Raw genomic sequence first — 18,067 nt, forward strand, 5'->3', positions numbered from 1 at the left:
GCAATCGGACCGCGAGATTACAGCTCTACAACGACCGCCTGGGAGGCGCGGGTCGCCTTGGCGCGAGCCGCTTCAATCGACTCGTCACGCGCCAGGGCTACGCCCATGCGACGCTGACCATTGACTTCAGGCTTGCCGAACAGGCGCAACGCTGTATCCGGCTCGCTCAGAGCGGCGCCGAGATTGGCAAATGCGGTCTGGGTCGACTGACCTTCCACCAGAATCACCGCCGAGGCCGATGGGCCGAACTGACGGATCAGCGGCACCGGCAGGCCGAGGATTGCACGAGCGTGCAGGGCGAACTGCGAGAGGTCCTGGGAAATCAGGGTCACCAGACCGGTGTCGTGCGGACGCGGCGATACTTCGCTGAACCACACCTGATCCCCCTTGATGAACAGCTCCACGCCGAACAGGCCCCGGCCACCCAGTGCTTCGGTCACGGCTTTGGCAACACGCTCGGATTCTGCCAGCGCAATCGGGCTCATGGCCTGCGGCTGCCAGGACTCCTGATAGTCGCCCTTCTCCTGACGATGACCAACAGGTGCACAGAAGGTCGTGCCGCCGACGTGACGAACGGTCAGCAGGGTGATTTCGTAGTCGAAATCGATGAAGCCTTCGATGATTACGCGACCTTTGCCGGCACGGCCGCCTTCTTGCGCGTAGTCCCAGGCTTTCTGCACGTCATCGACGCTGCGCAGCAGGCTCTGGCCCTTGCCCGACGAACTCATCACCGGTTTGACGACGCACGGGAAACCCAGGTCCTGAACGGCCTTGCTGTAGTCCTCGAAAGTGTCGGCGAAGTGGTACGGCGAAGTTGGCAGATCCAGCTCTTCGGCGGCCAGACGACGAATGCCTTCGCGGTTCATGGTCAGTTGGGCGGCGCGAGCGGTCGGGATCACGGTGAAGCCTTCGGCTTCCAGTTCGACCAGGGTGGCGGTGGCGATGGCTTCGATTTCCGGCACGATGAAGTGCGGTTTCTCGGCTTCGATCACCGCACGCAGCGCAGCGCCGTCGAGCATGTTGATCACGTGGCTGCGATGGGCGACCTGCATGGCCGGCGCATTGGCATAACGGTCAACGGCGATCACTTCAACGCCCAGGCGTTGCAGCTCGATCACCACTTCCTTGCCCAACTCACCACAGCCACACAGCAATACGCGGGTCGCGGTCGGCGACAATGGAGTTCCGATACGGGTCATCTCAGGTCCTCAAAGAAGCGGATCATCGAGGGACGCGGCCAAAGGCGCACTTCCCATGGGGAGAAAGCGCGGCATTTTACATGAACCTGAGGGTTTGGCTTCAGCCGGCGACAGCCTGTTTGCGTTCGCGCCAGGCCATGATCAGCCAGACCGCAGTGACACCGGCGAACTTCGAGGCCAGCGCGGTGATGAGCACCGGCGGTGTGAGCAGATCGATCATGCCGAAGAAGATGAACGTATCGAGGGGAATGCTCAGCGCCGAACTTATCCACAAGCGGTCACGCAACGGGCGCTTGGTAATGGTGAACACCAGCCAGTCGATGCACTCGGAGACCGCGAAAGCCGTAGCGCTGGCCAGCGCAATCGATGGATCGGAAGTGACGTACGACAGCACGAGCGCCGCCAGCATCGCCACAATCGCGCCATGCCCGAAACGGATCTGCACCATGTCGCGCAGCACGAACACCAGCCCGCCCCAGGCCGACCAGATGACGTCCAGATGCGGCGCGGTGGAGAAGGCGAAGTTGATCAGCACGACACTGCTGATGTAAGCGATGAGGAAAATCATGGACGTGACCTGTCAATTTGGCGCACAGGTTACTTCAGCCCTTCGGTGACGCCAATCGCATCGACTATTGCCCGGGCGTTTTGCCGATCATCCAGACCAGGCCACTGGCCTTCGCCCGCTCATGGCACAACCCGAGCACCACCCGTCTCTCGTCATTGGTCATCCGGCTCCAGCGGGTGATCTCCTCGACCGTGCGCTGGCAGCCGGTACAGATGTCATCCTCGTCCAGTGCGCAAATACTGACGCAGGGCGAGGCGACAGGTCTTTCGGACAGTGTCATTCTTCTTGCTCGACCAGATCCCGCGCATAGCGCTGCGAGTTATGCACATAGTGCGCAGCACTGGCTTCGAGCATCTTCTTTTGCGGCTCGGTGAGTTCGCGCACCACTTTGCCCGGCGAACCCATCACCAGCGAACCATCGGGAATTTCCTTGCCTTCACCGATCAACGAATTGGCGCCAATGATGCAATTCTTGCCGATCTTCGCGCCGTTGAGGATGACGGCGTTGATGCCGATCAGGCTGTAATCGCCGACCGTACAGCCGTGGAGCATGGCGTTGTGGCCGATGGTCACGCCAGTGCCGATGGTCAGTGGATAGCCCATATCGGTGTGCATGACAGTGCCATCCTGCACATTGCTGTGCTTGCCGATCAGGATCAGCTCGTTGTCGCCTCGCAGTACAGCGTTGAACCAGACGTTGGCGCCCTCTTCCAGTTTGACCTTGCCCACCAGCACGGCATTGGGGGCCACCCAGCTCTGCGGATGGGTCTCGACTCGGGCGTCGCCCAGGCGGTATTTCATCTTGTTTTCCTCAGGGCTCACGATGGCTTCAGGTGTTGATAAAGCTTTTCGGTGGTCGATGCAGGCTGATTCTGGCGTCATAGAGCAGGTTGATCAACTCGACGATCATGATCGCCGTCAGCCCCCAGATCTTGTATTCGCCGTAACGATAGCTCGGCACGTACCAGCTGCGACCCTGATAATCGATGCGGTGGGTGTGTTCGCGGGGATCCTTGCGGAAAAACTCCAGCGGCACGCTGAATACCGCAGCGATCTCGGCATCATTGGCCTGGTATTCGACGAAATCCGGAATCACTCCGACATAAGGTGTGACCTTTATGCCATGCAGGGAGATCAGCGGGCTGAGCGGCCCGATCACTTCGACCAGACCGGGCGGCAGACCGATTTCCTCTTCGGCTTCACGCAGCGCGGTGAAGGTCAGGTCGGGATCTTCCGGATCACGCCTGCCACCGGGAAAGGCAACCTCGCCACCGTGGGTCGAGAGCCCGCTGGCGCGCAAGGTCAGGACAAGCTCCGGTTCGTCACTGCGAGTAATCGGCACCAGAACGGCGGCCTCGGGAAAACGCGTGTCGGTCTCCAGCGTGCGCGGCGTGTGATTGCTTACCCGGTGCAGTAGCTCGTCCAGCATAAGTATTCTCGATCTGTGCCTTACCCTGCATCATGCACCAATCATGACGACCGCCCAAGCCCCGGACAGGCGTCATGTCGCGAAACGACAACTTGCCGACAGCCACTTCTGCGCGCCAAGATAGGCGCAGCATTCAGGAACTCCAGCATGAAATTTTGCAGCCAGTGCGGCAACCCGGTTACCCAGCGCATTCCCGATGGCGATTCGCGGCTGCGATTTGTCTGCGACGGCTGTCAGACCATTCACTATCAGAACCCCAACATCGTGGCCGGGTGTGTGGCGACCTGGGGTAGCAAGGTTCTGCTCTGCCGCCGGGCCATCGAACCGCGCCTTGGTTACTGGACGCTGCCCGCCGGCTTCATGGAGAACGGCGAAACCATCGAACAGGCCGCGATCCGCGAGACCGCCGAGGAAGCCTGCGCCCGGGTACGCAACCTGAGCATCTACACCCTGATCGATGTGCCGCACATCAGTCAGGTGCATGTGTTCTTCCGCGCCGAGCTTGCAGATCTGGACTTTGCCGCCGGCCCCGAAAGCCTCGAAGTGCATCTGTTCGACGAAGAGCAGATTCCGTGGGACGAGCTGGCTTTCCGCACCGTGGGACGTACCTTAGAATGCTTCTTCGCTGACCGCCGTGCCGAGCTCTACCCGGTTCGCTCCGAGTCGATTCCACCGCTGGCCCAGCCTGCCATCACCTGAAAACACCTATAAATAAAGTATCTGCGTCACTTCCTGGGGAATTGTTTCAATGCGCTGGTTGCTTGCCCTGTTCTGCCTGTCGTTCGTCACTGTTTCCCAAGCGTCATTCGTGACCACCGTGACGCCCTCGAACACCCCGATGATCGAAAAAATCCTGGTGCTCAAATCCGCTCATCAACTGCAACTGATCGCCGACGGCAAACCCATCAAGACCTATCGCATTTCTCTGGGCAAAGGCGCGAAGAAAGGCCCGAAGCTGATCGAAGGCGACAAACGCACACCTGAAGGCCTGTACTGGATCGACTGGCGCAAGGTCAGCGAAAAATTCAATCTGGCCATGCACATCTCCTACCCGAACATCAGCGATTCGGCGCGTGCCCGGCGTGAAGGCGTCGAGCCAGGCGGGATGATCATGATCCACGGCACGCCGGACTCGGAAGAAACCCCCGAGGACCTGTTCCATACCCTGGACTGGACCGACGGCTGCATCGCCATGCGCAACATGGACATGCGCGAAGTCTGGGGCCTGGTGCCGGACGGTACGATGATCGAGATCCGCCCATAACGCCCGACCACTGGTCGTCCTCAAAAAAAAATTCAAGAGATCGCCGTTTTCGGCAGCACCGGCAGGAGTGATACCACTCTGATCCGCAGGCGCTGGCGCAGACCGCGATCTTTTGCTTTTTGCAGCCCACCACTAATACCACTTGAAAACACCCTGCCCTGGACCCGCGATTTCATGGGGCTTATGGCCGATCCGCTGCGTTGACATGGTATTCAAGTGGTATTAATTTCCGCCCGAGAAGCGAGCCACAACAATCCTATACTCGCGCCGGAAATCGCCTACATGAACGACCTCCACGCCCTACGCCCGGACGACTCTCAGCCTACGCCGCTGTACCTGCAACTGGCGCGCAATCTGGAATCGGCGATTCATGCCGGGCAATGGAAAGCCGAGCAGGCGATGCCGTCCGAACGCCACCTCAGCGAGCAATTGGGCATATCACGAGTCACCGCCCGCAAAGCGCTGGAAGTCCTGCTCGATCAGGGTCTGATCCGCCGCCTGCAGGGCTCCGGCACTTTCATCACCCCACGCCTTGAACAACCGCTGTCACGCCTGTCGGGATTCAGCGAAATGCTGCGCCTCAAGGGCTTCGTGCCCGGTTCGCAATGGCTTGAGCGGGAAATCACCCTGCCGACCCACGAAGAGCTGATCCGCCTGGGCCTGTCGCCGAACGACAAGGTGGCGCGCATGAAACGCCTGCGCAAGGCCGACGACACCGTGATGGCCATCGAAATGAGCACCCTGCCCGCCTCGATCATGCCCAGACCGCAAGTGGTGGGCGACTCGCTCTACGAACACCTCGACAGCATCGGCAAACCGGTCGTCCGCGCCTTGCAGCACATTCAGGCCATCAATGCGTCGGACGAATTCGCCGCCCTGGTCGGCATCGCTCCCGGCACCGCGATGTTGCTGATGACCCGCGTCGGTTATCTGGAAGACAACACGCCGATCGAAGTCACCGATACCTATTGCCGCAACGACTATTACGACTTTGTTGCAGAGCTGCGCCGCTGACCGGCAGCCAGGCCAAACGAGAGAAGCGAAATGTCCGAAGACAACATCCTCACCGCTGACGGCTGGATTCGCGGCCGGCTGATCCACGAACACGGCAGGGTCGTGTCCATCGAAGGCGTGCCTTGTGATCCGGCGGACAACGACCTGCCCTATCTGCTGCCGGGTTTCATCGACCTGCACGTCCATGGCGGTGGCGGCAAAGACATCATGGAAGGTGCCAGCGCTTTCGAAACCATCACCAGAACCCACGTGCGTTTCGGCACCACCTCGCTGCTGGCCACCACCATGACCGCGCCAAGTGCCGAGATCGCCAGCGTGCTCAAGGATGTCGGCGAATTCTGCGAACAGCGTCCGAAGGGCTGCGCCCGTGTTCTCGGCGTTCACCTCGAAGGCCCGTACATCAATCCCGGAAAACTTGGTGCACAGCCGAATTTTGCCCACACCGCGTTGATGGCTGAAGTCGAAGCGTATCTGGCGCTGGCGCCGATCCGGGTAATCACCATCGCCCCGGAAATCTCCGGCCACGACGACTTGATTCGAGAACTGAGCCGTCGTGGCATTCGCATGCAGATCGGTCACACCCTCGGCAGTTACGAGGAAGGTGTCGCCGCCCTTGAAGCCGGCGCCACCAGTTTCACCCATTTGTACAACGCCATGAGCCCGCTGCATCACCGCGAACCGGGCATCGTCGGCGCCGCCCTCGCCCACGCCAGATTCGCCGAGCTGATTCCGGACTTGCTGCACGTGCATCCCGGCGCGATCCGCGTCGCCCTGCGTTCGATCCCTTGCCTGTATTGCGTCACCGACTCCACCGCCGCTGCCGGCATGCCCGACGGTGAGTACAAGCTTGGCAGCCACACGGTCACCAAATGCCTGGGCGGCGTCCGCCTGCCGGACGGCACGCTGGCCGGCAGCACCCTGACCATGGATCAGGCCCTGCGCAATCTGGTGAAGATCGGTCTGCCGCTCGCCGAGGCCTCGCAACGTCTTTCGCAATTCCCCGCCGACTACCTCGGCATCACCGAACGCGGGCGCCTGCAACCCGGCGCCCGGGCCGACTGCGTGCGGCTGGATCGCTCACTCACACTGACCGCCGTCATGGTCGAAGGAGAAGACATTGACTTCAAAAATGCTTGAGGAGGCGCTGTCCTCGTTCGAGGCCGTGCAAGCCCAACTGCAACAGCTCGATGCTTCGATGATCGAGATCGCCGGTCGTCTGCGCCGTCAGCCGCCACAAGTGGCGATGACCGTCGCCCGTGGCAGTTCCGACCATGCGGCGAGCTACTTCGCCTACCTGACCATGCAGCAACTGGGGATTCCCGTGGCCTCGCTGCCGATGTCGGTGGTGACCATGCAGCAAGCGCCGTTGAAGGTCAGCGGCCAGGTCGCGTTCGCGTTTTCCCAGTCGGGCCAGAGCCCGGATCTGGTCAACAGCCTGCGTCTGCTACGTAAACGTGGCGCCCTGAGCGTGTCGATGGTCAACGCTTCCGATTCGCCGTTGGAGGCCGCGTGTGAATTCAGCCTGCCGCTGCTGGCCGGCACCGAAAGCAGCGTCGCCGCGACCAAGAGTTTTATCGCCACCCTCAGCGCCAGCGCCCGCCTGATCGCGCACTGGAAAGAAGACAGCGAACTGCTCGAGGCCCATAACGCTCTCCCGGAAGGCCTGCACGAAGCCGCGCAACACGACTGGAGCGCCGCCATCGATGCCCTGCGCGATTGCGAACGCTTGATGGTAATCGGCCGTGGCGCCGGTTTCGCCATCGCTCAGGAGGCCGCGCTGAAATTCAAGGAAACCTCGGCGATTCAGGCCGAAGCCTTCAGCAGTGCCGAAGTGCGTCACGGCCCGATGGCGTTGATCGACGAAAACTATCCTCTGCTGGTCTTCGCCCCGCGCGGTGCCGAGCAGGCCGGCCTGTTGAGCCTGGCGGCGGAAATGCGCCAGCGCGGTGCCCGCGTACTGCTGGCCGCACCGGATGACGTGCTCGAACGCGACCTGACCCTGAGCCGCGCCGAACACCCGGCGCTCGATCCGATCCTGGCGATCCAGAGTTTCTACGTGATGGCCGCCCGACTGGCCGTGGCCCGCGGCATGGACCCGGATCAGCCGCGCCACCTGAGCAAAGTCACCCGTACGCACTGAGTCCGAACCGAACGTTTTCCTGATGAGACCGAGCCATGCACAACAACAATAAAGAGCTGACTTTAAGCGCCCCGCTCAGCGGCCCGGTGCTCACGCTCGCCAAAGTTCCGGATGCCGTGTTCGCCAGTGGCGCAATGGGCGACGGCATTGCCATCGATCCGTTGAACGACACCTTGTATTCACCGTGCGCCGGCGTGGTGATCCATGTCGCGCGTACCGGTCACGCGCTGACCGTGCGTGCCGACAACGGCGCGGAGATCCTTCTGCACCTGGGGCTCGACACCGTCGAATTGCAGGGCGAAGGTTTCTCGATGCTGGTCAAGGAAGGCACGCGGGTCAGCTGTGGCCAGCCGCTGGTGCGCTATGACCTGGACAAGGTCGGTCGCCGATGCAAAAGCCTGATCAGTCTGCTGATCGTGACCAACAGCCAGGATTTCCAGGCGCGGCCCATCACCCTGAAAACGGTAAAAACCGGTGAGCCGCTGCTGCACATCGTCGCTCGCCGCAGCGCAGCAGCGAACACAGAAGAATCCGTCGGCCCGGAAGTTCATGGCCATGTGCGGGTTGCCCATCGTGGCGGTCTGCATGCACGCCCGGCGGCGTTGATCCGTCAGACGGCGCAGGGTTTCAAGAGCCAGTCGCAACTGCATTTCGCCGGCAAGTCAGCGCCGTGCAACAGCCTCATTGGCCTGATGGGCCTGGCCGTTGGCGAGCAGGATGAAGTGCAGGTCAGTTGCCAGGGTTGCGATGCGCAAGCGGCGTTGCAAGCCTTGCTCACTGCACTGGCCACCGCGCTGCCCGACGATCATCACGCGGCGCCCCCCGCAGCCGCCCCGCGCAATCGTCCGGCCGAGGGCGGCGTGTTGCATGGTGTTTGCGCCGCACCGGGTCTGTCGAGCGGGCCGCTGTTTCGCTTGAATGCCATCAGCCTGCCGACAGACTCCGGCGACCATCAGCCCGAGCAACAATTGCGGATTCTCGACACGGCGCTGAACCAGGTTCGCAGTGAAATCGACGGCACCCTCGCCCAGGCGAAAAAACAGCGCAACGTTGACGAGGAAGCGATCTTCGCCGCGCATCTGGCATTGCTGGAAGACCCGGCCCTGCTCGACGCCGCGCAACAATCGATTGCGACCGGCACCGCCGCGACCCACGCCTGGAGCCTATCCATCGATACGCAATGCGAAGTGCTGCAAAACACTGGCAGCCCGCTGCTGGCCGAGCGTGCCAATGACCTGCGCGACTTGAAACAACGGGTGTTGCGCGCGCTGCTCGGCGAAGCCTGGCATTACGAAGTGCCGGCCGGCGCCATCGTCGCCGCCCACGAACTGACCCCTTCGGACCTGCTGCAACTGAGTACGCAAGGCGTTGCCGGCTTGTGCATGGCCGAAGGGGGCGCGACGTCCCACGTGGCGATTCTGGCCCGGGGCAAAGGCTTGCCATGCCTGGTCGCCCTGGGTTCGGCGTTGCTCGATCAGGCGCAAGGCCAATCCGTGGTCCTCGATGCTGACGGCGGTCGCCTCGAACTGACACCGAACGCCGAACGTCTGGCCGACGTCCGGCAAGCGCAATTGGACAATCAGCAACGTCGTGAAGCCCAGCAACTCCAGGCCCATCTCCCGGCCGAAACCCGCAACGGCGTGGCCATCGAAGTGGTCGCCAATGTCGCGTCCAGCCATGAAGCGGCGGATGCGTTCGCCAACGGCGCTGATGGCGTCGGCCTGTTGCGCACCGAGTTTCTGTTCGTCGATCGCCACACCGCGCCGGACGTCGAAGAGCAACGCAGCGCTTATCAATCTGTCATCGATGCCATGGGCGACAAGTCGGTGATCATCCGCACCATCGACGTCGGCGGCGACAAGCAACTCGACTACCTGCCGCTGCCAGTGGAAGCCAACCCGGTACTCGGCCTGCGCGGTATTCGTCTGGCTCAGGCCCGTCCGGAAATCCTCGATCAGCAACTGCGCGCCCTGCTGCACGTCAGTCCGCTGCAGCGCTGCCGGATCCTGCTACCGATGGTCACCGAAGTCGACGAACTGTTGCACATCCGCCAGCGGGTCGATGCGCTATGCCTGGAACTGGGTATCAGCCAGCGTCCGGAAATCGGTGTGATGATCGAAGTCCCGGCCGCCGCGCTTCAGGCCGAACAACTGGCCGAACACGCCGACTTCCTTTCCATCGGCACCAATGACCTGTCGCAATACACCCTGGCCATGGACCGCGACCACGCCGGCCTCGCCGCTCGAGTCGATGCCTTGCACCCGGCGCTACTGCGTCTGATTGCCATGACCTGCGAAGGTGCGGCGGTGCACAAGCGTTGGGTCGGCGTCTGTGGCGCACTGGCTTCCGATCCGCTGGCGACGCCGGTGTTGATCGGCCTGGGCGTGACCGAACTGTCGGTGAGCCCGGTACAAATTGGTGAAATCAAGGATCGCGTGCGCCAGCTGCACGAAGCCGAATGCCAACGTCTCGCCCGGGACTTGCTCAAGCTGAGCAGTGCCGCCGCGGTGCGTCATGCCTGTCATCAACATTGGCCTCTGCGCTGACAAAAACAACAAGGACAATCGCCATGTACCAACTCTTCATCGAAGGTCTGCAACGTCTTGGCAGGGCACTGATGCTGCCCATCGCGATCCTGCCGATTGCCGGTCTGCTGCTGCGTCTGGGCGACACCGACCTCTTGAACATCGCGATCATCCACGATGCCGGCCAGGTGATCTTCGCCAACCTGGCGATGATTTTCGCCATCGGCATTGCGGTGGGCTTCGCCAGAGACAACAACGGCACCGCAGGCCTGGCCGGGGTGATCGGTTATCTGGTGATGATCTCTACACTGAAAGTGCTCGACGCCAGCATCAACATGGGCATGCTCGCCGGGATCGTCAGCGGCCTGATGGCCGGTGCGCTGTACAACCGCTTCAAGGACATCAAGCTGCCGGAGTACCTCGCCTTCTTCGGCGGACGACGCTTTGTGCCGATCGTCACCGGTTTTGCGGCGGTGGGTCTGGGCGTACTGTTCGGCTATATCTGGCCGCCGATCCAGCACGGCATCAACAGCTTCGGCAGCTTGATGATGGAAAGCGGCAGCTTCGGCGCCTTCGTCTTCGGCGTGTTCAACCGTCTGCTGATCGTCACCGGCCTGCACCACATCCTCAACAACATGGCGTGGTTCGTGTTCGGCAACTTCACCGACCCGACCACCGGCGCCCTGGTCACCGGCGACCTGTCGCGTTACTTCGCCGGTGACCCGAAAGGCGGCCAGTTCATGACCGGCATGTTCCCGATGATGATCTTCGGCCTGCCCGCCGCGTGCCTGGCAATGTACCGCAACGCCCTGCCGGAACGGCGCAAGGTGATGGGCGGGATCTTCCTGTCGATGGCCCTGACCTCATTCCTGACCGGCGTCACCGAACCCATCGAATTCGCCTTCATGTTCCTGGCTCCGCTGCTGTATCTGGTGCATGCGCTGCTGACGGGCCTGTCGATGGCGATCACCAACGCGCTGAACATTCATCTGGGTTTCACCTTCTCCGGCGGCTTCATCGACATGGTGCTCGGCTGGGGCAGGTCCACCAATGGCTGGCTGGTGATTCCGGTGGGCCTGGCCTATGCGGTCATCTATTACGCGGTGTTCGACTTCTGTATCCGTCACTTCAACCTGAAGACGCCGGGGCGCGAAGACGTTGCCACCGCCGACAAAGCGGTGCTGACCGAAAACGAACGCGCCGGCGCGTACATCAAGGCCCTCGGTGGCGCCGAGAATCTGGTCACGGTCGGTGCATGCACCACGCGGCTGCGACTGGAAATGGTAGATCGCAACAAAGCGTCGGATACCGATCTGAAAGCACTGGGCGCGATGGCCGTTGTGCGTCCGGGCAAGGGCGGCAGCCTGCAAGTGGTCGTCGGGCCGATGGCCGACAGCATTGCCGATGAGATTCGCCTGGCGATGCCCGCATTGGGCCGAACCGTAGTGGCTGCCCCTGTCGACGTCGTTGCAACCAGCGAGCCCGTCACAGTCTCCGCACCGCTGGCACAGCAATGGCTGACCGCTCTGGGCGGCAGCGACAATGTGCTGCAACTGGACTGCATCGCCATGAGCCGGATTCGCCTGCAACTGGCCGATGGCAAGGCACTCTCGGAAAGTCGATTGAAAGAGCTTGGATGTTTGGGCGTCAGCGCACTGGAAGATGGTGTGTGGCACTTGCTGGTGGGCGAGCGGGCGCAGAGTTTGAGTGCGGCGCTGGAGGGGTTGGTTAATCGGAGTGAGGTGAGTGCGAAGGTTTAGGTTCACCACTCAACACGATGAGCGTTAGCTCGAGTACCGCTTTTGACTTACCGGCCCCATCGGAAGGCTGGGTGGAGGGATTCATCCGGGGTGGGCGCACAGCGCCGTTCGACCCGAAAAACCAAAAAACCCGCTGAAATCACTCTCAGCGGGTTTTCTGTTCAAACGGCAAGGAAGATCAAAAATCTTCCAGCCGCCACACTTCATAAGCCGGTGTCTCGTAAGGATGGCTGGCCTTCAAAGCCACCACCACCCCACGAATCAACTCATCGTCGACAACAAGCTCAACCTTCCATTCCTCGACCCGCTCGACCCGCCCCGCCTCACCAATGAACGGCTGACTGCCGTCCAGAGGTCGAAACTGACCCGATCCAGGCACCTGCCACGCACAATGATCATAGTCACCAATCCGCCCGCCACCGGCGGCGAATACAGCATCCTTGACCACTTCGACATGACTGTCGGGAACAAAAAACGCGAGCTTGTACACGGCGCTTAGTTCACCCACACGCGCGCGTTACGGAACATGCGCATCCACGGAGCGTCTTCGGTCCAGTCTTCCGAGCGCCACGAGTTCTGCACGGCGCGGAACACACGTTCCGGGTGCGGCATCATGATCGTCACGCGACCGTCGCGGCTGGTGAGGCCGGTGATCCCGCGCGGCGAGCCGTTCGGGTTGGCCGGGTAGGCTTCGGTGACCTTGCCGTGGTTGTCGACGAAACGCATCGCCACGCAACCGGACAGATCGGCTTCCAGCAGCGCCTCTTCGCTTTCGAATTCGGCATGGCCTTCACCGTGAGCGATGGCGATCGGCATGCGCGAACCGGCCATGCCCTGCAGGAAGATCGAGTTCGACTCCTGGATCTGCACCATCGCCACCCGCGCTTCGAACTGTTCGGAGCGGTTGCGCACGAAGTGCGGCCAGAACTCGCTGCCCGGGATCAGCTCGTGCAGGTTGGACATCATCTGGCAACCGTTGCACACGCCGAGTGTGAAGCTGTCGTTGCGCTCGAAGAAACCCTGGAACGCATCGCGGGCTCGGCTGTTGAACAGTGCGGACTTGGCCCAGCCTTCACCGGCGCCGAGTACGTCGCCATAGGAGAAACCACCGCAGGCCACCAGACCTTTGAACTCGTTCAGGTCGACACGGCCGGCCAGAATGTCGCTCATGTGCACGTCGATCGCGCTGAAACCGGCGCGGTCGAATGCGGCGGCCATTTCCACCTGACCGTTGACGCCCTGCTCACGCAGCACGGCAACCTGAGGGCGGATGCCTTTCTTGATGTAAGGCGCAGCAATGTCCTGGTTGACGTCGTAGCTCAGCTTGACGCCCAGGCCCGGGTTGTCTTCTTCCAGCAGTGCATCGAACTCCTGCTGGGCGCAGTCGGCGTTGTCACGCAGACGCTGGATCTGGTAGCTGGTCTCGGCCCACTGACGCTGCAACAGACGACGCTGACCGTCGAACACGGTTTCACCATTGAAGGTGATGATGATCTGGCCGTTGTTGATCGGCTGACCGATCACCGAAACGCAGTCGCCCAGACCGGCAGCGCTGAACTGCGCGAGGATGTCCGGAGTCGCGTCCTGACGAACCTGGATCACCGCACCCAGTTCTTCGTTGAACAGGATGGCGGCGATTTCTGCCGAGTTTTCCGCAACGCTGTCCAGGTTCAGGTTCAGACCGCAGTGGCCGGCAAAGGCCATTTCCATCACGGAGGTCAGCAGGCCACCGTCGGAACGGTCGTGGTACGCCAGCAGGTGACCGTCGGCGTTGAGGCCCTGGATCACGGCGAAGAAGGCTTTCAGGTCTTCGGCGTCATCGACGTCCGGAGCCTGCTTGCCGAGTTTGCCGTGAACCTGAGCGAGGATCGAGGCGCCCATGCGGTTCTGGCCGCGACCGAGGTCGATCAGGATCAGGTCGGTGGTGCCCTTGTCCATGCGCAGTTCCGGTGTCAGGGTCTGACGGATGTCAGCCACTGGCGCAAAACCGGTCACGATCAGGGACATCGGCGAGGTGACGGTCTTGTCTTCGCCGTTGTCGTTCCAGCGGGTGGCCATGGACATGGAGTCCTTGCCCACCGGAATGGTCAGACCCAGTTCAGGGCACAGCTCCATGCCGACCGCCTTCACGGTGTCATACAGACGTGCGTCTTCGCCCGGGTGGCCGGCAGCGGACATCCAGTTCGCCGACAGTTTGATGTCGGAGAGCTTGTTGATGCGCGAGGCGGCAATGTTGGTCAGGGTTTCGCCGATGGCCATGCGGCCCGACGCCGGGGCGTCCAGCAGAGCCAGCGGAGTGCGCTCGCCCATCGCCATCGCTTCACCGGTGTAGACGTCGAAACTGGTGGCGGTGACGGCCACGTCGGCCACCGGAACCTGCCATGGGCCGACCATCTGGTCACGGGCCACGAGGCCGGTGATGGTGCGGTCGCCGATGGTGATCAGGAAGCTCTTGCTCGCCACGGCCGGGTGATGCAGGACGCGCTCGATGCTGTCGGCGATGTCCAGGGTCGAAGGATCGAAATCATCACCCAGCTCGGCTTCGCGAACCACCGAACGGTGCATGCGCGGCGGTTTGCCCAGCAGCACTTCCAGCGGCATGTCCACCGGATTGTTGCCGAAGTGGCTGTCGGTCACGGTCAGTTGCGGCTCGGCGGTGGCTTCACCGACGACGGCGAACGGGCAGCGCTCGCGTTCGCAGATGGCCTTGAAGCGCTCGAAGTCGGCCGGAGCAACCGCCAGGACGTAACGCTCCTGGGATTCGTTGGACCAGATTTCGTGCGGGGCCATGCCCGGCTCGTCGTTTGGAATGTTGCGCAGTTCGAAACGGCCACCGCGGTCGCCGTCGTTGACCAGCTCCGGGAAGGCGTTGGACAGGCCGCCCGCACCCACGTCGTGGATGAAGCTGATCGGGTTCTTGTCACCCAGTTGCCAGCAACGGTCGATGACTTCCTGGCAACGACGTTCCATTTCAGGGTTTTCACGCTGAACCGAAGCGAAGTCCAGATCCGCCGAACTGGCACCGGTGGCCATGGAAGAGGCCGCACCGCCGCCCAGGCCGATCAGCATCGCCGGGCCGCCGAGCACGATCAGCCTGGAGCCGACCACGATCTCGCCTTTCTGCACGTGCTGCTCACGGATGTTGCCCATGCCGCCAGCGAGCATGATCGGCTTGTGATAGCCGCGGACTTCGTCACCGTGCGGCGTAGTGATCGACTGTTCGAAGGTACGGAAATAGCCGGTCAGGGCCGGACGGCCGAATTCGTTGTTGAACGCGGCGCCACCCAGCGGGCCTTCGATCATGATGTCCAGCGCGTTGACGATGCGCTCAGGCTTGCCGTACGGCACTTCCCATGGCTGTTCGAAGCCCGGGATCTGCAGGTTCGACACGGTGAAACCGGTAAGGCCGGCCTTCGGTTTGGCGCCACGGCCGGTTGCGCCTTCGTCGCGGATCTCGCCACCGGAACCGGTGGAAGCACCCGGGAACGGAGCGATCGCCGTCGGGTGGTTGTGGGTCTCGACCTTCATCAGGATGTGCACCGGCTCCTGCACCGCACCGTACTGGCGGGTCTCCGGATCCGGGAAGAAGCGGCCGGCGACGTTGCCGACGATCACCGAGGCATTGTCCTTGTATGCGGACAGCACGCCTTCGCTGTGCATCTGATAGGTGTTCTTGATCATGCCGAACAGGCTTTTTTCCTGGCTCTCGCCGTCGATATCCCAACTGGCGTTGAAGATCTTGTGGCGGCAGTGCTCGGAGTTGGCCTGGGCGAACATCATCAGTTCGATGTCGTGCGGGTTGCGCTTGAGACCGTTGAAGGCGTTGACCAGGTAATCGATCTCGTCTTCGGCCAGGGCCAGGCCCAGCTCGACGTTGGCCTTCTCCAGCGCGGCGCGACCACCGCCAAGGATGTCGATGGCGGTCAACGGCTTCGGCTCGGCGTGGCTGAACAGACCGGCAGCCTGTTCGAGATTGCCCAGAACGATCTGGGTCATGCGGTCATGCAGGACGTCGGCGATCTGCTGCGCTTCGGTTTCGCTGAACTGGCCGGCCACGTAGAACGCGATGCCGCGTTCCAGACGCTGGATCTTGCTCAGGCCGCAGTTGCGGGCGATGTCGCTGGCCTTGCTCGACCATGGCGAGATGGTGCCGAAACGCGGCAGCACCAGAAACAGACGACCGGTCGGCTCTTGAACCGGAACGCTTGGGCCGTACTTCAGAAGGCGCGCAAGCACCTGCTGTTCGTCGCCGGTCAGGACGCCGGTGACTTCGGCGAAGTGAGCGAATTCAGCATACAGGCCACTGACAGCTGGAACCTTCTGGCTCAGTTGCTCAAGGAGTTTGCTGTGGCGAAAGGCAGAAAGGGCAGGAGCGCCGCGCAGGATCAACATCTTCGGGACAGCCTCGGGAAGGGGTGTGCTTTGAGGCCGTGCATTCTAGCCTAAACCGCCCTCAACATCACCCGAAACGCTACGCACGGTTGCACTCGGACCTCAAACTGTGTTTCTGCCTCTGGAGTCAGCATTCCAGCCTGCAGGACAGCAGCTTATTTTTTCTGTCACAAAATGCTGTCCGGCCCCATTCCTGCGGGGTTGCGGGCGCTTTTTCAATCGCTAGCAGACTACCCCTCCACTGTCGAGATATGGCGCCCGTTGCGCTTTGCGTATACTGCGCACATGTTTTTCCCAACGGCTTTGCGTCCGCGGTACGCCAAATGGCTGATCGCTACCGGACTCTTCCTGATGCTCAGTGGCTGTGTTGATAAACCCAACACACTCGAGCGCGTAAAGGAGGATGGTGTGCTGCGGGTGATCACCCGTAACAGCCCCGCCACCTATTTTCAGGATCGCAGCGGCGAGACCGGCTTCGAATACGAGCTGGTGAAGCGCTTCGCCGACGATTTGGGAGTGGAGCTGAAGATCGAGACCGCCGACAACCTCGACGACCTGTTCGACCAGATCGGCAAGCCCAATGGTCCGGTGCTGGCTGCCGCCGGCCTGGTCAGCAGCGATCAGCGCAAGAAACAGGTGCGCTTTTCCCACTCCTACCTCGAAGTCACGCCGCAAATCATCTATCGCAACGGCCAGTCCCGGCCAACAGACGCCAGTGAACTGGTCGGCAAGAAGATCATGGTGCTCAAGGGCAGCACCCACGCCGAACAGCTTGCCGAGCTGAAACGCAAATATCCCGGAATCGAATACGAAGAGTCCGACGCCGTCGAAGTGGTCGACCTGCTGCGCATGGTCGATGAAGGCCAGATCGACCTGACCCTGGTCGACTCCAACGAAGTGGCGATGAATCAGGTGTATTTCACCAACATCCGCGTCGCCTTCGACCTCGGTGATGCCCGCAGCCAGAGCTGGGCGGTGGCCGCCGGCGAAGACAACAGCCTGCTCAACGAAATCAACAACTATCTGGACAAGGTACAGAAAAACGGCACCCTGCAACGCCTGAAGGACCGTTATTACGGCCACGTCGACGTCCTCGGCTACATGGGCGCCACGACTTTCGCCCAGCATTTGCAGCAGCGGCTGCCCAAGTACGAGCAACACTTCAAGGCCTACGCCAAGAAAGAGAAAGTCGACTGGCGCCTGCTCGCGGCCATCGGTTATCAGGAATCGCTGTGGCAACCGGCGGTCACGTCGAAGACCGGCGTGCGCGGCCTGATGATGCTGACCCAGAGCACCGCGCAGGCCATGGGCGTATCCAACCGCCTGGACCCGAAGCAGAGCATCATGGGCGGAGCCAAATACCTGGCCTACATGAAGGATCAACTGGACGATTCGATCCAGGAGCCGGACCGTACGTGGTTCGCGCTGGCTGCCTACAACGTCGGCAGCGGCCACCTGGACGACGCGCGCAAACTGGCATCACGGGAAGGCCTGAACCCGGACAAATGGCTGGATGTGAAGAAAATGCTGCCGCGCCTTTCGCAGAAGCAGTGGTACAGCAAGACCCGCTATGGCTACGCCCGTGGTGGCGAGCCGGTGCATTTCGTGGCGAACATCCGTCGCTACTACGACATCCTGACCTGGGTGACCCAGCCGCAACTTGAGGGCGATCAGGTGGCCGAAGGCAATCTGCATGTGCCGGGGATCGACAAGTCCAAGCCGGCGCAGGAAAACCCGCCGCTCTGATAAACACTGCGGGAGCCGGCTCCCACAGTG

At 61.9% G+C, this 18,067-nt stretch carries 15 protein-coding genes; 8 read left to right on the forward strand and 7 right to left on the reverse strand.

What is annotated here, in order from left to right:
- Positions 1-17: 17 nt before the first annotated feature.
- From purT to ACK6BI_RS15135, 5 genes are all read right to left on the reverse strand, one after another.
- Positions 18-1,199 carry a formate-dependent phosphoribosylglycinamide formyltransferase gene (gene purT, locus ACK6BI_RS15115; protein WP_409317692.1) on the reverse strand — a complete coding sequence of 394 codons (1,182 nt, stop codon included), beginning with the start codon at positions 1,197-1,199 and terminating at the stop codon, positions 18-20.
- Between the two features lie 100 nt (positions 1,200-1,299).
- A complete protein-coding gene (locus ACK6BI_RS15120) occupies positions 1,300-1,767 on the reverse strand; it encodes a preQ0 transporter (protein ID WP_179692548.1) in 468 nt (155 codons plus the stop codon).
- A gap of 64 nt (positions 1,768-1,831) precedes the next feature.
- Entirely contained in the window at positions 1,832-2,041 is a 210-nt protein-coding gene (locus ACK6BI_RS15125) for a DUF1289 domain-containing protein (protein WP_409317713.1), read from the reverse strand.
- A 2-nt stretch (positions 2,042-2,043) separates the two neighbouring features.
- Positions 2,044-2,568: a gamma carbonic anhydrase family protein gene (locus ACK6BI_RS15130; protein ID WP_409317693.1), complete on the reverse strand. Its 525-nt coding sequence runs from the start codon at positions 2,566-2,568 to the stop codon at positions 2,044-2,046.
- 28 nt (positions 2,569-2,596) lie between these two features.
- Complete coding sequence (locus ACK6BI_RS15135; RefSeq protein ID WP_409317694.1) at positions 2,597-3,196, reverse strand: CoA pyrophosphatase; 600 nt, start codon at positions 3,194-3,196, stop codon at positions 2,597-2,599.
- Between the two features lie 147 nt (positions 3,197-3,343).
- On the opposite strand from ACK6BI_RS15135, the gene ACK6BI_RS15140 reads away from it, so the two are divergent.
- The 7 genes from ACK6BI_RS15140 (at position 3,344) to nagE (ending at position 11,899) form a co-directional block, all read left to right on the forward strand.
- Positions 3,344-3,895, forward strand: a complete 552-nt coding sequence (locus ACK6BI_RS15140) for an NUDIX hydrolase (protein ID WP_409317695.1) — start codon at positions 3,344-3,346, stop codon at positions 3,893-3,895.
- Between the two features lie 49 nt (positions 3,896-3,944).
- Positions 3,945-4,460, forward strand: coding sequence for a murein L,D-transpeptidase family protein (locus ACK6BI_RS15145; protein ID WP_409317696.1), 516 nt, complete (start codon positions 3,945-3,947; stop codon positions 4,458-4,460).
- 282 nt (positions 4,461-4,742) lie between these two features.
- Complete coding sequence (locus ACK6BI_RS15150) at positions 4,743-5,474, forward strand: GntR family transcriptional regulator (protein ID WP_260522321.1); 732 nt, start codon at positions 4,743-4,745, stop codon at positions 5,472-5,474.
- 30 nt (positions 5,475-5,504) lie between these two features.
- Complete coding sequence (nagA, locus tag ACK6BI_RS15155; protein ID WP_409317697.1) at positions 5,505-6,611, forward strand: N-acetylglucosamine-6-phosphate deacetylase; 1,107 nt, start codon at positions 5,505-5,507, stop codon at positions 6,609-6,611.
- Positions 6,592-7,614, forward strand: a complete 1,023-nt coding sequence (locus ACK6BI_RS15160; RefSeq protein ID WP_409317698.1) for an SIS domain-containing protein — start codon at positions 6,592-6,594, stop codon at positions 7,612-7,614. The genes nagA and ACK6BI_RS15160 overlap by 20 nt, the downstream gene beginning before the upstream one ends.
- A 35-nt stretch (positions 7,615-7,649) precedes the next feature.
- Positions 7,650-10,160 (forward strand): phosphoenolpyruvate--protein phosphotransferase, encoded by a 2,511-nt coding sequence (ptsP, locus tag ACK6BI_RS15165; protein WP_409317699.1) that lies wholly within the window; start codon positions 7,650-7,652, stop codon positions 10,158-10,160.
- Positions 10,161-10,183: 23 nt separating this feature from the next.
- The gene (gene nagE, locus ACK6BI_RS15170; protein ID WP_409317700.1) at positions 10,184-11,899 is read left to right on the forward strand and encodes an N-acetylglucosamine-specific PTS transporter subunit IIBC; all 1,716 of its coding nucleotides are present in this window, start codon (positions 10,184-10,186) and stop codon (positions 11,897-11,899) included.
- Positions 11,900-12,077: 178 nt separating this feature from the next.
- Here nagE and ACK6BI_RS15175 read toward each other — a convergent pair whose 3' ends face one another.
- Positions 12,078-12,389, reverse strand: a complete 312-nt coding sequence (locus ACK6BI_RS15175) for an NGG1p interacting factor NIF3 (RefSeq protein WP_409317701.1) — start codon at positions 12,387-12,389, stop codon at positions 12,078-12,080.
- Between the two features lie 5 nt (positions 12,390-12,394).
- Positions 12,395-16,291 carry a phosphoribosylformylglycinamidine synthase gene (gene purL, locus ACK6BI_RS15180; protein WP_409317702.1) on the reverse strand — a complete coding sequence of 1,299 codons (3,897 nt, stop codon included), beginning with the start codon at positions 16,289-16,291 and terminating at the stop codon, positions 12,395-12,397.
- Between the two features lie 285 nt (positions 16,292-16,576).
- On the opposite strand from purL, the gene mltF reads away from it, so the two are divergent.
- The gene (gene mltF / locus ACK6BI_RS15185; RefSeq protein WP_409317703.1) at positions 16,577-18,037 is read left to right on the forward strand and encodes a membrane-bound lytic murein transglycosylase MltF; all 1,461 of its coding nucleotides are present in this window, start codon (positions 16,577-16,579) and stop codon (positions 18,035-18,037) included.
- The last annotated feature ends 30 nt before the right edge of the window (positions 18,038-18,067 follow it).

The organism is Pseudomonas sp. KCJK9016 (assembly GCF_046231795.1).
GTDB classification, from domain to species: Bacteria; Pseudomonadota; Gammaproteobacteria; order Pseudomonadales; family Pseudomonadaceae; genus Aquipseudomonas; species Aquipseudomonas bananamidigenes.